We start from the raw sequence: 17,631 nt of genomic DNA on the forward strand, positions 1-17,631 counted from the left end.
GCGTGTCGCCCAAAACTGTGCGGCGGTTTTGGGACAATGATATGCATCAACTAACGACTTGGAGATCAGCCGCGGCAGAGCTTCAGGATGAAATTCTCCGCATCGATGACGGCGGCCCCGAGCGCTGCGGTCGCGCCGGCATCGCCGCCGGTTTCCTCGACAGCTTCGGCCGTCTGCGACACCCGGAATGCGCCGACCGAGCTTGCCGCGCCCTTCAGCCGGTGCGCGGCTGCGCCGATACGGATGGTTTCGCCGCTCGCAATATCCTGGAGGCATGCGCGGGCCTGGCGCGCAAACATTTGAAGGACTTCGATTTCCAGCGCCTTGTCGCCCATCGTCTGCTTTGCGAGATGGACGAGATCGATCGGCCGGACCTTCGAGGGACAGGGTCCCTTTGCATTATCCGGCGCCTCGAATACGATGTTCAATGCCGCCATCTGGGCTGCCATTGCCAATTCTCCCGTCTCTGTCGTCCGCAGTTGCAACAGTTCTGCGTCAGGAGGGTGGCCATCCCGTTAAATTCCGGCACATTCAGGGCGGAAATCTCGCCATATGGTTAACGTCCGTTAAATATCCCTAAATTATTGGTTTTTAAGCGCTGCCCAGGATTCAAAGATGTTAACAACGGGTTAACGAACCGCAAATCTCAAGCCTTCATTAATTGTGTGAAGAGCCCAGATGTGTCACTACGATACTGGTGGAGCGGGTTTATGGTACGCGCCTTTGCCGAGCGAGTGGATAATGGTAGTGTTTTGATACCTTCCGTTTGAAAAAGCGGCTATCTACTCTGAAATGACATGCTTATCCGTCCGTCGTTGGGATGGAAGGCTGGAACGGCAAAGTTGTCCCCGGGTGAGGCGGAAGCCCGGGATGCGCGGTTGGGCCGGCTGACAGTAACGAGGCATACCCGAATGGCGAACAACAAATATAACGAGTCGATTGAGGACAAGGCGTTCAAGGCATTGGACGAGGCCCTCCAGATCGACTTCAGCAAGGATAACGTACCGTCTCGCCGCGGCGACGCGCCCCAGGCCCCGGAGGCTAATGTGTCTGATCCAGTAAATGCGCGTAACCAGCAGGCCCAGGAAGAGGCGCAGCGGCGCAGCCGCCGCGGTGCCGCCGGCGAGCAGGCTTCCAGGGGGCCGGCCTTCGCGCCCGCCAACGATGCCAGCCGCAACACGCCTGCCTCGATCCTGAAATCCTTCGACGGCGCCTCCAGCCGCTCGGCGGTGCGCACCGCCACGCTGTTCTCCGTGCTTTGGGTCATGGCCGGCCTCGGCCTGATGTCGCTGCTTTATGCTCCGCAGATCTGGCAGATCCGTTCTATCGCCGATCTCGTCGCCCTGCCCGGCGTCATCGCCGGCCTCGTCGGCATCATCATTCCCGTAATGATGTTCTATGCCTTCGCCATCATGATCGCGCGCGCCCAGGACATGCGCAACGCCGCCCGCTCCATGGCGGAGGTGGCATTGCGCCTGGCCGAGCCGGAAACCATTGCCTCCGAGCGCATCATGACCGTCGGCCAGGCCGTGCGCCGTGAAGTCTCGGCCATGAATGAAGGCATCGAGCGCACGATCGCGCGTGCGTCCGAACTGGAAACGCTCGTCCATTCCGAAGTCAATGCCCTTGAACGCTCCTATGCCGACAACGAGTTGCGCGTCCGTGGCCTCGTCCACGAACTCGGCTCCGAGCGCGAGGCGATCGTCAACCATGCCGACCGCATCCGCACCTCGATCGGCAGTGTCCACGACCAGTTGAAGGAAGAACTGTCGCTTGCGACCGAAGAGATCGCGGTGCGGCTTGCCACATCGGGCGAAGCCTTCGCTTCGCTGATCGATACGCGCGCCGCGACGATCCTGGAAAAGTCGGACAGCGCCCTGCAGTCGATGGGCAGCCTGCTTGCCGCCAAGACCGATACCCTGCTGCAGACACTGAACGCATCGGGTTTTGCGCTCGCCACCGAATTCGACAATCGCCTCGAAGCGCTCTCCGTCAATCTCAATGACCATGGCGAAAGGCTGCTCAGCCAGTTCGAGACGCGCGCCTCGACCATGGACAGCAGCACCGAGAAGCTGAATGCGGCGCTGAACGAACGCACGCACCAGCTCAACGAGATCCTGATCGCCCGCACCCGCGAGATCAACGAGAGCCTGACATCGGGCGAACGCACCATTGGCGGCACGCTCGATGACGTTCTGTCGAAGCTGAACAGCGCCCTCGACGAAAAGGGCGCAAGCTTCCGCCAGAGCCTGCAGACCACCGCCGACGACGCCGTCATGGATCTCGACGTACGCTCCGGTTTCTTCGAGGAACGGCTGCAGACGACCGTTGCCCAGTTGTCCACCGCCTTCGACGAGCGCGTCGCAGAATTCACCAGCGCCTTCGACAAACGCACCGGCTCGCTCGACACCAAGCTGATGGAAAGCCTCGCCCGTATCAACGAGACGCTGACCGGCGGCTCGGATTCAATCGACGGCATCCTGAGTTCCGGTATCGACCGGCTTGGTTCGTCGATAACAGACCAGTCGCTGGCGCTCGCCACCGCGCTCGCCACCGGCCATGAGATGCTGGAAAGCACGCTCGGCAGCCGGGCGGAGGAAATCACCACCGCACTCAGCAGCCGCACCGGCGAACTGACCTCGTCTCTGCAGAACGCGACTTCGGAAATCGCGCTGGCGCTTGCATCCGGCACCTCCGAACTGCAGAACAATCTTCAGACACGCTCGGCCGAACTGCGCGACACGCTGCGCACCACCACCACTGAGCTGACGAGCGCCGTTGCCGCCGGCACCGAACAGGTGACGGCTGCCTTCGGCGGTCGCGCCGAGGAGCTGAGCGGCGTGCTTGCGGCGCGTGCGGCTGAGATCACCGAGGCGCTCGGCACGGCCCATGGCCGCATCGACAGCGTCATGGCAGAGCGCGGCGACGCACTTGTGGAGGCGCTGACCACCCATCACGGCCGCTTCGAGGAAGCGCTGGCAACCCGTTCCGACGCCATCCTCAATGCCGTCTCCGGCACCCATGACCGTCTTGCCGAGACGCTCGACGAAAAGGCGATGGCACTCGCCATCTCCCTGAATGAGAGCCAGGCCCGCATCGAAGATACGCTCGAAACCCGCTCCGAAGCGTTGGTGAAAGCGGTATCAGGCACGCATGACCGCCTCTCCGAGACGCTCGACGAAAAGGCGATGGCGCTCGCCATTTCGCTCAATGAAAACCAGGCCCGCATCGAGGATACGCTCGAAACCCGTTCGGCGGCCCTGCTGAACGCCGTCTCCGGCACCCATGACCGGCTTTCTGAAACGCTGGACAGCAAGGCTGCCGCCCTGACGACCTCGCTCGATGAGCGCCATGCCCGCATCGAGGATGCGCTTGGAACGCGCGCCGAAGCGCTGCTGAACACCGTATCCGGCACCCGCGACCGTCTTGCCGAGACGCTCGACGAAAAGGCGATGGCGCTCGCCAGATCCTTGAGCGAGAGCCAGGCCCGTATCGAAAATACGCTCGAAACCCGCTCCGCAGCTTTGCTGAACGCCGTCTCCGGCACCCATGACCGCCTGTCCGAAACGCTGGATGAGAAGGCGATGACGCTCGCCATCTCGCTCAATGAGAGCCAGTCGCGGATCGAAGACACGCTGGAAGCGCGCTCCGAAGCCTTCCTCCAGGCTGTGTCCGGCACGCACGACCGTCTCTCGGAAACGCTCGACGAAAAGTCTGCGGCGCTCGCTGCCTCCCTGAACGAAGGTCAGAGCCGCCTGCAGGACACGCTGGAGAGCCGTTCGGAATCCTTCCTCAATGCGGTCTCCGCCACCCATGATCGTCTGTCGGAAACACTCGACGATCGGGCGATGGCGCTTGCCATCTCGCTGAACGAGAGCCAGAGCCGTCTCGAGGAGACGCTGACAACAGGCGCCGATGCGATCACCAATGCGGTCTCCGGCACGCATCAAGGCCTGAACGGTGTGCTCGACCAAAAGGCCGCCGCCATTGCCGCCTCGCTGACCGAAGGCCAGGCCCGCCTCGAGGAAGCCTTGGGGCACCGCACCGCCGCAATCATCGGCGCTGTAACCGCAACCCACGACCGGCTCACCGATACGCTCGACGAAAAGACGATGGCGCTCGCCATTTCGCTCGACGATAACCAGAGCCGCTTCGACAGTGCGCTCGAAGCCCGCAGCAATGCCATCATGGAAGCGGTCTCCGGTGCCGAGGCTCGCGTCGCCGGCGCCTTCGCCGACAAGACCGATGCGATCCGCACCGCCTATACCGACAATCAGCAGCGGCTCGAAAATGCGCTTTCCGAACATAGCGCCGCCCTCTCTGGCGCTCTCGATGCCGGCGGCGCCCGCTTCGAGGATCTCGTCGGCGGCTTGACCGGCCGCATCGAAAGTCGCCTGACCGATGCCCATACACGGCTCGGAGGCCTCGCCGACGAGGCCGCAGCGCGCATCGAGGGCGGGCTCGCCTCCGCCCATGAACGCATCCGCACGACGCTCGAAGACCGCGCCAATGCCATCGACCTGTCGCTGAGCCAGGCCCATGCGCTGATCAGCGATACGCTGACCGAACAGGCGACCAGCATCGGCACCTCGGTGGCGACGAGCGTCAGCATGCTCGAAATGTCGCTGGAGGACCGTGAAGCCGCGATTCGCCAGGCGATCGATGCCGGCGCCCAGACATTGGAAGATCGCATGCATGCCGGCGCCGGCCAGATCGCCGGCCGCTTCCAGGAGGCGGCGAACGCCATTTCGAGCTCCACCCAGGATTTCTCCGCCCATCTCGATCGGTCGGTCGAAAGCCTGACCGGCCGTTTTGAAGAAACCGGATCGCGCGTGGAAGCCGGTCTTGCGGCGATCGAGACCCGCATCCGCGACGGCGTCGGCGGCGTTGCCGAAAAGGTCGAAGCCGCCAGCGGCCAGCTGTCCGGCGTGCTCGCCGACGGCGTCTCCCGTCTCGGTGCGCTCAGCGACGACGCCACTCGGCGCATTTCCGCGACGCTCGAAGGCAGTGCCGCAAACCTCACCCAGGCGATCGACAGCCGCACCGCCAATCTGGCCGAGACGCTGGACAGCCGCACCACAAGCCTGACGGGCGCTATCGACGGCCGCACCGCAAGCCTTGGCGAAACCCTCGACCGCGGCAATGAACGCATCGAGGAACGCCTCTCCACCATGGACCGCGCGCTGACCGTCGGCCTTGAAGCCGTCAATCGCACCATCGAAGGCAAGGCCGCCGGTCTCGCCTCGACACTGCGCAGCGCGGTTGCCGACGCGGCTCAGGGAATGGAAGGCGAAGCGACGAGAACCACCGAACTGCTCGGCAAGACCGGCCAGCAATTCGCCGAGGATCTCAATGCGAAAAGCGACGAATTCACCCGCACCATGGATGAGCGTTCGTCGCAAATCGTCACCCGGGTCGCCGAAGCTCAGAACCGGCTGGCGAGCCAGGCCGCTGCCGTGGCCCAGACCTTCTCGGAAGCCGGCAACGCCATCGTCAACAAGGTCTCCGAGGCCGAGACCATCGTCGGCACGCAGGTCAATGCCATCTCCAAGGTGTTGTCGGATGCCGGCCAGTCTCTGGAGACGCGCGGCAATGCCATCCGCTCGACGCTGTCGGGGGCCGGCAGCGAGATATCCGCCACCATGGCGGATGTCGACCGGGCGCTGGAAGCCCGCAGCAATGCCATCCGCACCAATCTCGAGGAACGTACCCGCGAGATCGATACGACCTTCTCCGACATTGACAAGGCGCTCGAAGCGCGCGGCAACTCGATCCGCTCGACGCTCGACGAGCGCACCCGCGATCTCAACTCGATGCTGGCGGGCCGCTCTGTCGAATTGACGCGCATCCTCGACGAAACGGCTCGCCCGATCATCGACCGCTACACCGATGCCGGCGAGCAGGCTGCCGCCCGCATCACCGCTGCGGCCAACCTCAGCGCCGAGCGTCTGCGCGCCGAAAACGAAGCGCTCGCCAGCGCCGTTGCCGCCCGCACCGAGAATGTCGCCAACGCCGTCAGCGCCATCGAGAACAGCCTGGTCGGTAACGTCAACGGCCTCGTCCAGCGCATGTCGGAAAGCAGTGCGGCAATGGCGATGATGATGAACCGCGCCGCCGAGCAACTGGCCAACGTCGACGGCCGTCTCGGTGACACCACCGCGCGCTTTGCCGACTCCGCCACCAAGGCCGCTGAAATGGTCTCCGCCTCGACCAGGCTTCTTGAAGGCAAGGTCGACCGCCTCTCCGACATTTCGGGCCAGACGCTGTCACAGGTCGGCGGCATCATCGGCCGCTTCGACGAACACTCCAAGGTCCTGACCCAGGCCTCGCAGCTGCTCGGCGCTGCCCAGTCCAATCTCGCCTCGACGCTCGAGGAGCGCGAGAGCGCTCTGCAGACCCTCTCGGTCGGCCTCGTCCAGCGCTCCGCCGAGATCGAAAAGACGATGCAGGGCCTCGGCAGCATGATCGAGACCGTGTTTGAGCGGGCAGAGCAACGCTCCAACCAGGTCACCGGCAATCTGCGCCAGGGCGTGCAGTCTTCCTTCGCCGATATCGGCCGCATTCTTAGCGAAACCGAGAAGCGCGCCCAGGAAGCGGCAGAGACGATGCGCGAGGCGATCACCCGCGCCGGCGACGAGGCCAATACGACGATCGACGGCACCTTCGCCAATGTCGAACGGCGTTCCGGCGATCTCTCCAATCGCATTCGCGGCGGTCTCACCGCCTCGCTGTCGGAAGTCGAGCGCATGCTCGGCGAAGCCGGCCGCGCCTCAGACGGCGCCGCCCAGAACATGCGGGAAGCACTGCGCGAGGCGATCGATGATGCCGTCGGCCGTTTCTCCGGCGCCACCGAAGATATCCGCCGCTCCGCCGCCGACATCCGTAACGAGCTCGACGCCACCCGCGCCGAACTGAAGCGCGGCGCCTTCGACCTTCCCGAGGAAGCCAAGGAAAGCGCCTCGGCCATGCGCCGGGCCGTGGCTGAGCAGATCAAGGCTCTGCAGGATATCTCCCAGCTCGTCGGCCGCTCTAGCCAGCAGCTCGAGATCTCCCAGCCCGTCGCCCGCACGCTCGCGCAGGCGCAGCCGGCTCCGCGTCCTGCCCAGCCGGTCGCAGCCCAGCCGCCGCAGCCGGTAGCGCCCCCGTCGATCGAAGCGACGGGCCTGCGTGGAACGATCGCGCCGTCTGCGCCGGCGGCTGCGCCCCAACGCGCCGCCCCGCAACCTGCTCCCGATCGCCAGGAATCGGGGCGCCAGGAACCGGCCCGTCCGGAAAGCGGTGGCTGGATCAGCGATCTCCTGCGCGGCGCATCGCGTGAGGAGGCCGCCGACGAGGCGTCTGCCCGCGCCCCTGCCCGCCCGGCGGAAACTGCCGCGCCGGCCGCGCGTAGCAACGACAGCCGCAATCCGCGCCACGTCGTCGAATCCTTGAACTCGCTCTCGGTCGATATCGCCCGCGCCATCGATCACGACGCCTCGGTCGATCTCTGGCGCCGTTATCAGCGCGGTGAGCGCGATGTCTTCACCCGTCGCCTCTACACGCTGAAGGGCCAGCAGACCTTCGACGAGATCAAACGCAAATACGACCGCGAACCGGAATTCCGCACCGCCGTCGACCGCTACATCGGCGATTTCGAAAAGCTGCTCGCCGACGTCGCCCGCACCGACCCGAACCGCACGGTGACGCAGTCTTACCTCACCTCGGACACCGGCAAGGTCTACACCATGCTCGCCCACGCTGCAGGCAGGCTCACCTGAACTTGCTGATCTGAATCGGATACAGGAAAGCCGCTTGAACATGTGTCAGGCGGCTTTCGTTTTACAATGCCCTCACCGATCGGCCGCTATGTCCCAGTTATGGATACAGCGGTCGAGGCCGATGGCGATCTCGAGCACGAGAACGTCATGGTCGACCGCCGCTCCCTTCTTGGGCTCAGACCGGTAGCGCTGCGGAAAATCTGTGCGCCGCGAGATCGAGCAGACTTCCATCCACTTGTCGCCATTGTCGACCTCGATATCCATCGTCACCTCGGAATAGGCCGGCAGCCGGTCGGAGGGCACCATCCGCGTCGGCAGATGGATCAGCGATGCAATCATGCGGCGGACCGGTTCTAGGCAGGCGGCGTGATAGTCGTTGCCACTGTCGGCCGTGAAGGCGCATTGGAATTCGAGCTGCCAGAATTCCTTCAGTCGCATGTGTTTCGTCGGCTGTTCCTGCTCGCGGCGATAGGATCTGCCGGCCTGCCAAACGCAGAGCGGCAGTCGCGTCTTCGAATGATTGCCGAGAATGTGCTGCATGTAGATGTAGGTCGATGGCGTGGTTTCCGGTCGCAGGACCAGCGCGGCATCGCTGGCGGAGAGCTGTTCCTGAACCCAGATATCGGCGTTCGAATAGGCGCTCGACACCAGCGCCTGCGGCATCAGCGCCGGCGCCTCGACCCTCCTGACATCCCAGGCCGGATTGACCGACCTGAGAAAACTGCGGACCTCTTGCGAGAAGAAGGCGATCATATGATCGCGCAGATGGATCTCACGCTCCTCCCAATGGACGAGCGAATTGACATGATAAAGATTGAGCACGGTGCCTGTCTCCCTGGCAACCTTGATTGGCGTGGTGAGGGGCTTTACGTCCAGCAGCGCGCCGGACGCCCGCAGCGCTCCGACGTCACAGCAGGACGCGAAGACCTCGTCCGCCAAAAGCGCGCACCGTCACGACCTGCAGGCAGGTGCTGATATGACGGGAGAAAAGCGCGGGCTTCATGCTCATGGCGAGTTTTCTACGTGCCGGGCGCATCCTTGTCAAAACCGAAAACGGTGAGACAAAAGGAACCAGCTGTGGATGACCCTTTTTTATTGCTCCTCGTCCTTCATTCCGTCACAAACTTTTATAATCCGCTGCATTCAGGCCAACGGCCCACTCGACCATCGAAACGACAGAGACAGCACATTGATGACCAAGACGACATCCCGGCTCCTTGCCACCGCGCTCTCTTCCCTTTTCCTGATGGGCGCTTTCACTCTGGCTGAGGCGGGCCAGGCAAGCTTCGTCGTCGATGCGCAGTCCGGTCAAGTCCTCGAAAGCTCCAATCAGGACGACCTGAACTATCCGGCGTCGCTGACCAAGATGATGACGCTCTATCTTGCCTTCGAGGCCCTGCATGACGGGCGCCTCAACTGGGACCAGAAGCTCACCATGTCGGAAAATGCCGAGAGCAAGGAGCCTTTCAAGCTCGCCGTCGGCGCCGGCCGCAAGGTGACGCTGCGCGAAGCGGTCGAGGGAATCGTCGTGCTGTCGGCCAATGATGCGGCGGTGGCGATCGCCGAGCAGCTTGGCGGCTCCGAACAGGCTTTCGCCGAGGCGATGACCGGCAAGGCACGCCAGCTCGGCATGAAGGATACTGTCTTCAAGAATCCGTCGGGTCTTCCCGATCCGGAGCAGGTCACCACGGCGCGTGACATGGCCACACTCGGAATTTCGCTGATGCGGGACTTCCCCGAGGAGTTCAAGCTCTTCTCCATGCGCGGCTTCCAGTTCCGCGGCATGAAGCTGCGCGGCCATAACAACCTCATGTATCGCTATGACGGCGTCGACGGCATCAAGACCGGCTATACCGACGCTTCGGGCTATAACGTCGTGACGTCGGCGCAGAAGGATGGCCGCCGCGTGGTCGGCGTCGTCATGGGCGAAAAGACCGCGAGCCTGCGCGACGACAAGATGGCAAGCCTGCTGGACAGCACCCTGCCGGCGTCATCGACCACCACAGCTTCCACGACACCCGGCAGCCAGCCGGGAGCGACGATGACGGATTCGCAACCGACGAAGTAGCTCCGGCAGGTTTTTTGCTGACGGCTTATCTGAAAGCCACCTCCAGGTGTTGCCGGTCTTGGGCGATCACCCTGCAATTCGTTTCGAAGCCTTCGCCTTTGATGGCAAGGATGAATTCCGGCGGAATGCCTGACGTATTGGAGACCGAAATGCCGGCGCTCTCCGAACCGATGGACTTGACGGTGCAGTCGATGGTCGAGCGTCGATCGTTGAACAGGATCGAACCCGCCTTCAGCACCCGCCGTCGCGCGCCGATGGCGTGATCGGCGTGGATGGAACTCCACGACACGCAACGATTCCGTCCGCTGTGCTTGGCTTGATACATCGCGGCATCGGCTTGGGCCAGCAGGGTCTCGATTTCCTTGCTGACGATCGAAAGCGCCGACGTTCCGAAGCTGGCCGTAACGGTCAGGGCGCCGTGATCGCCGCGAATGATCTCAGAGGCGATGGCGGCTCTGAGTTTCTCGGCGACGGCGAGTGCACCTTCCCGGTCGACATGCGGCAGGATAACGCCAAACTCCTCGCCTCCAAGACGGCCGAAAAGATCACCGGCTCGGAGTGCCGTCCTGCAGACCGCTGCCACCGCCTTGAGAACCTCGTCGCCTGCGGCATGCCCATGCGTATCGTTCACCTGCTTGAAATGATCGATATCGAAGACGATGCACGAGAGGTCATGCTTATGCCGCAGAGCGAGCGAGATCAGCTGATCGGCTTCCTGCTTGAAGGCGCGCCGTGTCATCGTCTCGGTCAGGCTGTCGGTGGCGGCCGATTGCATGAGCTCGATGCGGTCCATCGCCGCCCCCGCCAGCTCCTGGAGGATGCTAAGCTCTCGGTTGCCGAACGATCTTGGCCGACGGTCGATGGCGCATACCGTCCCGATCAAGTGCCCGGCTTTTGTTCTCAGCGGCACGCCGGCATAAAAGCGGATATGGTCTTCGCCTGTCACTGCAGGATGCTTCGAAAAGCGGGCATCCTTCGTGGCATCCTGTACGATAACAGGCTCGTCACAGTCCACAACGCAGCGGCAGAACGTGTCTTCGAGCGATACCTCGTCGGCCGAAAGGCCGGAGCATGCCTTGTACCACTGCCGATGCGCATCGATCAGGGATACGATGCCGATGTCGATGGAAAATATCTGCTTTATCAGGCGGACGATCCGCTCGAAGCCTTCGTCCCTCGGCGTATCGAGAAGGTCGAGCTGCTGCAGCGCAGCCAACCGAGCATTTTCGCGCTGAATCGCTTCCGACGACGACTTTCCGAATACGCGTGCGACCACCATGCAGCATGCCTCCTGATAGCGATAACATGATGCGTTCCACAAATTCATGAAGAAATTGAATACGATGGCGGCCCCAAACTCATGAGGCCAAATATTCTTCAGAATCAGCAACCCTTGATGTCGACGCAGCGGTCGCGACACGCCATCTCAGATTGAGCGCAGCGTCCAGCTGACGATCTCGGAGACAACCGTGGAGAAGGCGCGGTCGAGACCCTTGACGAAGCCGACATTGTCGCCGCCGGCCGGTGCCGTGGCGCGGAACACCTTCTGGGCGCGCACCGAGCCGTTGCGGTCGTTGAGGATCTTGGCCGAGATTTCGACCACAGCCTGATTGCCGCTCGACGCATCGATCTCGAAGGAGCGGATATCGGTGACGACCTGGTAGTCGATCGCCAGCCCCTGCCCCGGCATGCCAACGCCGCCGAGCTTGCCGGAGTTCTCGAAAGCTTCCACCAGCTTCGACTGCACAATGCGCGGCAGCTTGTCGCCCCACTGCGCCCGCGAGAGATACTGAATTTCCGAAGACGAAACACGGATGACGATCTGCTCGCTGTCGAGCGCCCGCAGCGCCGTCGGGCTGGCGATCAGGACCTGGCGGGATTTGGCCGCAGGCCCGTCGCCGTCGACGGCGGCGGACAGGTCATAGGTATCGTTCTTGGCCGCGGTGCCGCACCCCGAAAGGATCAGCGCCGTCAGCGGCAGCGCGATCACCGTTCCCTTGATCCACGAACGGCGCGACAACAGATGCGATGCGACCATATTAGGCTACCCCTGACTTCCCAGTTAACGCCGCGTCCGGCCGTCATATTGCTTGACCGTGTCCCCGCCGAAGATCAGGCGCTGCGGATTGCGGTCGAAGTTGGTGATCGTATCGTTCAGATTGTTCACGGTTCCGCGCATGTCGTTGACGAGAGTCTGCACGTCGCGCAAGCCGCCACTCGAAAATTTCTGCAGATTGTCGGCGATCGGGCCGATGCGCGAATTCAGGTTGTCGGCCACCTTCTTGAAGGATTCCAGCGTATCGCGCGCTTCAGTGAACAGCGATTGCGTATTGTCGGTTCCAAGCAGGGCATCGACTTTGATGAGAATGCCGTCGATGCGGGTCGAGGCCGAATTCAGCTTATTGGCGAGCTGGGAGACGTCCTGGATCGTCTGGTCGATATCCTTCTGCCGCGATGAAACCGTGTTGGCGACATCGCGAATCGAGGCGACGGCGGTGCGCGCATCCTTGGTCGCTTGCGCGATGTCGTCGACGGAACCCTTCACCTTTGCCGGGTCGATCTGGGCGACGAGCGTATCGACGCGGTCGAGTGTGGCCTGCGCCTGCTTGCCGAAATCGTTGAAGGTGGTGGCCGTTTGGTCGAACTTCTGGATCGCACCCTTGAGGTCGCCCGAGGCATCGGCAACATTGGCGGTGAGCTTCTCGGCATTGGAAACGATGTTGTCGATCTTCTGCGCATCGACCGCTTTGACCAGCTCTTCGACGGCCTTGAGCGTCGAGTCGACGCGGCCGGAAACCGCCTTCACCGTTTCCGAAAGCTGGCCGACGCTCTGCAGGAAGGAGTCGATATTGCCGGAATTCTTGGCAAGCGCGTCCGAGAAAGTCTCGGCATTCTTAAAAGTCTCGGTCAGCGGCCCGCGCGAATCCTCGATGAAACCCTGAAGTTCGCCGACCGCGTCGTTGGCGCGATCGAGGATCTTGTCTGCGGTCGCCAGAAGATTGGTGACGCTTGACTGGTCGGCGACGATGACGGCGCGTTTGTTATTGTCGATCGCATGCTGGAGGATGCTTTCCTCGCCCTTGCGGCCGCCTGAGAGTTCGATATAGGCGGCCCCGGTCAAGCCCTGGATTTCAAGGGCGGCCTTGGTGGACGGGTAGATCGGCGCATCGGTGCGCACCTGGGTGAAGGCCAGAGAATATTGCGGATCGTCGGCATCGATCGACAGTGTCTGCACCGAGCCGATCTGGATGCCGTTGAAGCGCACCGGCGAGCCGACACTAAGGCCGTTCGCCGATCCTGGAATCCGAACGATTAGTTCCGTCATCGGGCCGCCACGGCCATACTCCGCCATCCAGTAGACGAAGCCGAAGGCAGCCGCGATCACCAGCACCGTGAAAAAACCGACAATCGTGTAATTGGCTTTGGTTTCCATCTTATCCGGTCACTTCCCGCTGCTGCCGTGCCGCACGCCATTGTCCTGCGGCACGATCGACCGCGCCCGCTTACCCTTGAAATAGGCCTGCACCCACGGATCGTCATAGGCCAGCATGTCGTCGATCGTGCCTTCCACCATTACCCGCTTCTTTCCGAGCACGGCAATACGGTCGCAGACCGAAAACAGGCTGTCGAGGTCATGCGTTACCATATATACGGTCAGTCCCAGACTATCGCGCAGGTTGGCGATCAGTTCATCGAATTCGGCAGCGCCGATCGGATCGAGACCTGAGGTCGGTTCGTCCAGGAAGACGAGTTCCGGATCGAGCGCCAGCGCGCGGGCAAGGGCGGCGCGCTTAATCATGCCGCCGGAGAGTTCGGACGGGTATTTGTCGGCGGCGTCAGCGGCAAGCCCGACCATACGGATCTTCAGATGCGCCAATTCGTCCATCAGCGAGCGCGGCAGATCGAGATATTCGCGCATCGGCACCTGGATATTTTCCTTGACCGTCAGCGACGAAAACAGCGCACCCTGCTGGAATAGTACGCCAAGCCGCATATCGAGCGCGTTGCGCTGGGGTTCGTCGAGTTCGTCGAAATCCTGGCCAAGGATCTTGATTGTGCCGGAGCGGCGCGGCAGCAGCCGGAGCACGGTGCGCATCAGCACGGATTTGCCGGTGCCCGACGCGCCAACGAATCCGAGAATCTCGCCGCGATAGATATCGAGGTTCAGATTGTCGAGCACCACTTTGGAGCCGAAGCCGACGGTGACGTCGCGCGCCGAGAGCACGACATCCCTGCCCTGTCCTTCGCTTTCGATCGGTTGCTCGTTCACGGGGCTCGCCATGCTAGAAGTTGATCGCTGCATAGAACATCGCAAATAACCCGTCCATCAGGATGACGACGAAAATCGCCTTCACCACCGCGGCCGTTACGTGCTGGCCGAGCGATTCCGCGCTGCCGCCGACCTTCAGCCCTTCGACGGCGGCGACAATGCCGATGACGAGTGCCATGAACGGCGCCTTGATCATGCCTGAGAGCACCGTCGACAGCGTCACCGCCTCGTGCAGACGCGCCAGGAAATTGGCGAAGGTGATGCCGGAATAACCCCAGGCGACCGCAGCCGCACCGGCGAGCGACGCGAAATTCGCCAGCACCGTCAGAAGCGGCAGCGCGATGGTCAGCGCCACCAGACGCGGGAAGATCAGCACACCGATCGGGTTCAGCCCCATCACCTTCAGCGCGTCGATCTCTTCGCGCATCTTCATCGAGCCGATTTCGGCGGTGATCGCGCTGCCCGAACGGCCGGCGATCATGATCGAGGTGAGAAGCACGCCGATTTCGCGCAATTGCAGAATGCCGACGAGATCGACGACGAAAACCTCGGCGCCGAAGTAGCGCAGCTGGAAGGCGCCCTGCTGGGCGATGATCGCCCCGATCAGAAACGACATCAGGAGGATGATCGGAACGGCGCGAACGCCCATATGATCGATCTGGTTGACGATCGAGGCCGGCGAAACGCCGCTGCCGCGCCCGAATTTCATCTGCGCACCACGCACCGCCGAGCCGAGGATATACATGGCGGCGGCGAAATTGTCCCAGACCTCGTAGGTCATCTTGCCCACGGGCGCGAAGATGCGCGCGACGAGCGAGACCTTCTCCTGCTGCTCCGGCTCGGGTTTGGCCGGCTCCTCGGAAAACATCGCCAGCATTTCGTCGATATGCTGATTGGTGCCTTCGAAGCGAACCGTCCGTCCAGCCGCCTCCTCTTCCTTCTTCAGCCGGCACAGCAGCCAGATTCCGGCGGTATCGATATCCGAAATATGCGAGAGGTCGACAGTCAGGTCGCCGGCCTTCTGATGAAGGAGCTTTTCGAAGTCGCGCAGCACGAAATGAATATAGGCGCTGCGCCAATTGCCTCTGAGACGCACATGCTGCCCCGACCCATCGGCCTGGTCGTCCACGTCAAGCGAGGCAGCGTTGCGATTCTCGGCGTTCAAGATACTTATGTCTTTCAAGGCTTACAGCAACTTGCCGCGAATCGCGAACGGACCGTTCGACGACCGGCGCGTCAATATACAGAAGCAACGTGCAATTTCCATGCTCGCAGGACAGCAATAATGCCGCGCACCCTCGATATCCAGATGAATTCCTTTCCGATTGCCGGGACTTTCACCATCTCGCGCGGCGCCAAGACCGAGGCCGATGTCATCACCTGTACACTCGCCGAAGACGGTGCCCGGGGGCTTGGCGAATGCGTGCCCTATCGCCGCTATGGCGAGACCATGGAGAGCGTTTTCGCCCAGATCGAGGCCGCGCGTCCGCTGGTCGAGGCAGGCATTTCGCGCAGCGACCTGCTGTCGGCGATGCCGCCGGGCGCTGCGCGCAACGCCGTCGATTGCGCCCTCTGGGACCTGGAAGCGAAACGAACGGGTGAAAGCGTCGCCGTCCGTCTCGGCCTTGCCGATCTGAAGCCGCTCACCACCGCCTACACCATCTCGCTCGGTGAGCCGGAGGTGATGGCCGCCCAGGCGCGCGAACATGCCGGCCGCGCACTGCTCAAGGTCAAGGTCGGAACCGGCGATGATGAAAGCCGCATCCGCGCCGTCCGCGCGGCCGCACCCGATTCCAAAATCATCCTTGACGCCAATGAGGGCTGGCCGGAAGCGGTGCTCGAACGCCACCTCAATATCGCGGCGCAAGCGGGGGTGGCGCTCGTCGAACAGCCGCTGCCGGCTGGCCGCGATGGGATGCTTGCCGAAATCCGCCGCCCGCTCCTCGTCTGCGCCGACGAGAGCGTCCACCACACCGGCGATCTCGCAAGCCTCGCCGACCGCTATGACGCGATCAACATCAAGCTCGACAAGACCGGCGGCCTGACGGAGGCCCTGGCAATGAAGGCCGAGGCCGAACGGCTTGGATTCGGCATCATGATCGGCTGCATGGTCGGCACCTCGCTTGCCATGGCGCCGGCCGTGCTGCTCGCCCAGACTGCCGATTTCGTCGATCTCGATGGTCCGTTGCTGCTTGCACGCGACCGCGAGCCCGGCCTGCGCTACGCCGCTTCCCTGGTCTTTCCGCCGGAAAGCACCCTCTGGGGCTGAAGATAATAGGCTGAGATGACGAGGCCGAGGCCGGAGAGCGCGACCAGCGCCATGACGTAATAGCTGACGACACCGAGCCAGGAATAGAGATAACCCGACGTCAACGTCATCAGCGCCATCGCCATGCCGACATAGAAGAAATAGGCGCCCTGCGCCGATGATTCCTGTGTTTCCTGCACCGTCGCCATGATCCGCCGCTGCACCCCGGTATGCACGAAGGCATAGGTGAAGCCGTGGAAACACTGCAGCAGAAAGAAACCGACAAAGCCCGTATTCATCGGAAACAGGATCCAGCGGCAGACGCTGACGGCGCAGCCGAAGCGGATCAGCGTCCAGGCGTTGAAGCGCCGGTTGAGACGTTTCGACAGGAAAAACACCGTTACCTCCGAAGCGACGCCGGCGCTCCAGAGTAGGCCGACTTGCGTGCCGGAGAAGCCGAGTTGATGCCAGTAGATCGAGGAAAAAGCGTTGAGCACAGCGTGGCTCGACTGCTGGATGGCGACGCCGATCAGAAGCAGCAGCAGATGCGGCTCGCGCAACCCGCTGCCGGTGGCGGCCGGAATGTTGATCGGCTGGCCGCGCCGCCGCGTCGGCCCGATGCGCGGACAGAAGATCGCCATGACGACGGTCATGATGAAGCCGAACACCATGATATCAAGCACCATCTCGCCGCCCCACCGGCTGATCAACTGGCCACCGACCAACGTCGAGACGATGAAGGCGATAGAGCCCCACACGCGCATCGATCCGTAATCGAGCCCCCAACGGCGCACGCCCGAGATGACGATCGATTCGACGACGGGTACATAGGGCGCGAAAGTGGCGCCCTGCAGCGCATAGACGATCGTCACAGGCCAGAAGGTCGTCGTCCAGAAGAGCGCAATCGCCGTCAGCAGCGACAGGCAGCCAGACCAGAGCAAGACGTCGGCGCGTTCCTTCAAGCGATCGGCGATCATGGCGACGACAGGCGCCACCAACACGCGAACCACCATCGGTATGGCAAGGATGATGCCGATCTCGTGATCGCTGAAGCTGTGGGTTGCGAGCCAGACGGGAAAGAACGGCAGAACGATGCCGTTGACGAGCAGCGGCGCACAATAGGAAAGCGCGCTGAGCAGCCGGAAGCGCGGCGGCGCTCCCTCACCCGTCGGGGAATGTTGAGCGGGAATCATGGGCGGACCTGAAGGAAACCGGACGTTGTCCTAACACGCCACCCTGGAGGCGACTATTGCGAGAAATAGCCGTTCTGAAACGTTTTAGAAAATAA

General features: G+C 62.6%; 11 protein-coding genes. 3 read left to right on the forward strand and 8 right to left on the reverse strand.

From position 1 onward, the window contains the following. Window positions 1-65: 65 nt before the first annotated feature. Complete coding sequence (locus EEQ99_RS18925; protein WP_080759826.1) at window positions 66-449, reverse strand: Hpt domain-containing protein; 384 nt, start codon at window positions 447-449, stop codon at window positions 66-68. A 462-nt stretch (window positions 450-911) separates the two neighbouring features. Here EEQ99_RS18925 and EEQ99_RS18930 point away from each other — a divergent pair, with 462 nt between their 5' ends. Beyond that, window positions 912-7,757: an apolipoprotein A-IV repeat region-like domain-containing protein gene (locus EEQ99_RS18930; RefSeq protein WP_127430917.1), complete on the forward strand. Its 6,846-nt coding sequence runs from the start codon at window positions 912-914 to the stop codon at window positions 7,755-7,757. Between the two features lie 72 nt (window positions 7,758-7,829). Here the strand turns inward: EEQ99_RS18930 and EEQ99_RS18935 are convergent, their stop codons facing one another. Then, entirely contained in the window at window positions 7,830-8,579 is a 750-nt protein-coding gene (locus EEQ99_RS18935; protein ID WP_097594353.1) for an aminoacyl--tRNA ligase-related protein, read from the reverse strand. Between the two features lie 370 nt (window positions 8,580-8,949). Here EEQ99_RS18935 and EEQ99_RS18940 point away from each other — a divergent pair, with 370 nt between their 5' ends. Continuing rightward, a complete protein-coding gene (locus EEQ99_RS18940; protein WP_047613956.1) occupies window positions 8,950-9,825 on the forward strand; it encodes a D-alanyl-D-alanine carboxypeptidase family protein in 876 nt (291 codons plus the stop codon). A gap of 25 nt (window positions 9,826-9,850) precedes the next feature. Here the strand turns inward: EEQ99_RS18940 and EEQ99_RS18945 are convergent, their stop codons facing one another. The 5 genes from EEQ99_RS18945 to EEQ99_RS18965 all read right to left on the reverse strand — a co-directional run bounded on the left by EEQ99_RS18945 (window position 9,851) and on the right by EEQ99_RS18965 (window position 15,278). Further along, on the reverse strand, window positions 9,851-11,104 hold the full coding sequence (locus EEQ99_RS18945) for a sensor domain-containing diguanylate cyclase (RefSeq protein WP_127430918.1): 1,254 nt from the start codon (window positions 11,102-11,104) through the stop codon (window positions 9,851-9,853). A gap of 147 nt (window positions 11,105-11,251) precedes the next feature. Beyond that, window positions 11,252-11,863, reverse strand: coding sequence for an ABC-type transport auxiliary lipoprotein family protein (locus EEQ99_RS18950; RefSeq protein WP_047610060.1), 612 nt, complete (start codon window positions 11,861-11,863; stop codon window positions 11,252-11,254). Between the two features lie 24 nt (window positions 11,864-11,887). Beyond that, window positions 11,888-13,258: an MlaD family protein gene (locus tag EEQ99_RS18955; RefSeq protein WP_047613957.1), complete on the reverse strand. Its 1,371-nt coding sequence runs from the start codon at window positions 13,256-13,258 to the stop codon at window positions 11,888-11,890. 9 nt (window positions 13,259-13,267) lie between these two features. Beyond that, the gene (locus tag EEQ99_RS18960) at window positions 13,268-14,107 is read right to left on the reverse strand and encodes an ABC transporter ATP-binding protein (protein ID WP_047610063.1); all 840 of its coding nucleotides are present in this window, start codon (window positions 14,105-14,107) and stop codon (window positions 13,268-13,270) included. A 1-nt stretch (window position 14,108) separates the two neighbouring features. Continuing rightward, on the reverse strand, window positions 14,109-15,278 hold the full coding sequence (locus EEQ99_RS18965) for an ABC transporter permease (protein WP_174824470.1): 1,170 nt from the start codon (window positions 15,276-15,278) through the stop codon (window positions 14,109-14,111). Window positions 15,279-15,380: 102 nt separating this feature from the next. Between EEQ99_RS18965 and dgcA the strand changes: the two genes are divergently transcribed. Beyond that, complete coding sequence (gene dgcA / locus EEQ99_RS18970; RefSeq protein WP_047610067.1) at window positions 15,381-16,364, forward strand: N-acetyl-D-Glu racemase DgcA; 984 nt, start codon at window positions 15,381-15,383, stop codon at window positions 16,362-16,364. Here dgcA and EEQ99_RS18975 read toward each other — a convergent pair. Then, window positions 16,316-17,536 carry an MFS transporter gene (locus EEQ99_RS18975; protein ID WP_063474987.1) on the reverse strand — a complete coding sequence of 407 codons (1,221 nt, stop codon included), beginning with the start codon at window positions 17,534-17,536 and terminating at the stop codon, window positions 16,316-16,318. The genes dgcA and EEQ99_RS18975 overlap by 49 nt on opposite strands. Window positions 17,537-17,631: the final 95 nt, after the last annotated feature.

The organism is Rhizobium anhuiense (genome assembly GCF_003985145.1).
In the GTDB taxonomy this organism is placed as follows: domain Bacteria; phylum Pseudomonadota; class Alphaproteobacteria; order Rhizobiales; family Rhizobiaceae; genus Rhizobium; species Rhizobium anhuiense.

Excerpts from the sequence above, each read along its gene's own strand:
- EEQ99_RS18960 (WP_047610063.1), bottom strand. The coding sequence starts at position 14,107 with ATGGCGAGCCCCGTGAACGAGCAACCGATCGAAAGCGAAGGACAGGGC.
- EEQ99_RS18950 (WP_047610060.1), bottom strand. The coding sequence starts at position 11,863 with ATGGTCGCATCGCATCTGTTGTCGCGCCGTTCGTGGATCAAGGGAACG.
- EEQ99_RS18925 (WP_080759826.1), bottom strand. The coding sequence starts at position 449 with ATGGCAGCCCAGATGGCGGCATTGAACATCGTATTCGAGGCGCCGGAT.
- EEQ99_RS18930 (WP_127430917.1), top strand. The coding sequence starts at position 912 with ATGGCGAACAACAAATATAACGAGTCGATTGAGGACAAGGCGTTCAAG.
- dgcA (WP_047610067.1), top strand. The coding sequence starts at position 15,381 with ATGCCGCGCACCCTCGATATCCAGATGAATTCCTTTCCGATTGCCGGG.
- EEQ99_RS18945 (WP_127430918.1), bottom strand. The coding sequence starts at position 11,104 with ATGGTGGTCGCACGCGTATTCGGAAAGTCGTCGTCGGAAGCGATTCAG.
- EEQ99_RS18975 (WP_063474987.1), bottom strand. The coding sequence starts at position 17,536 with ATGATTCCCGCTCAACATTCCCCGACGGGTGAGGGAGCGCCGCCGCGC.
- EEQ99_RS18940 (WP_047613956.1), top strand. The coding sequence starts at position 8,950 with ATGACCAAGACGACATCCCGGCTCCTTGCCACCGCGCTCTCTTCCCTT.
- EEQ99_RS18955 (WP_047613957.1), bottom strand. The coding sequence starts at position 13,258 with ATGGAAACCAAAGCCAATTACACGATTGTCGGTTTTTTCACGGTGCTG.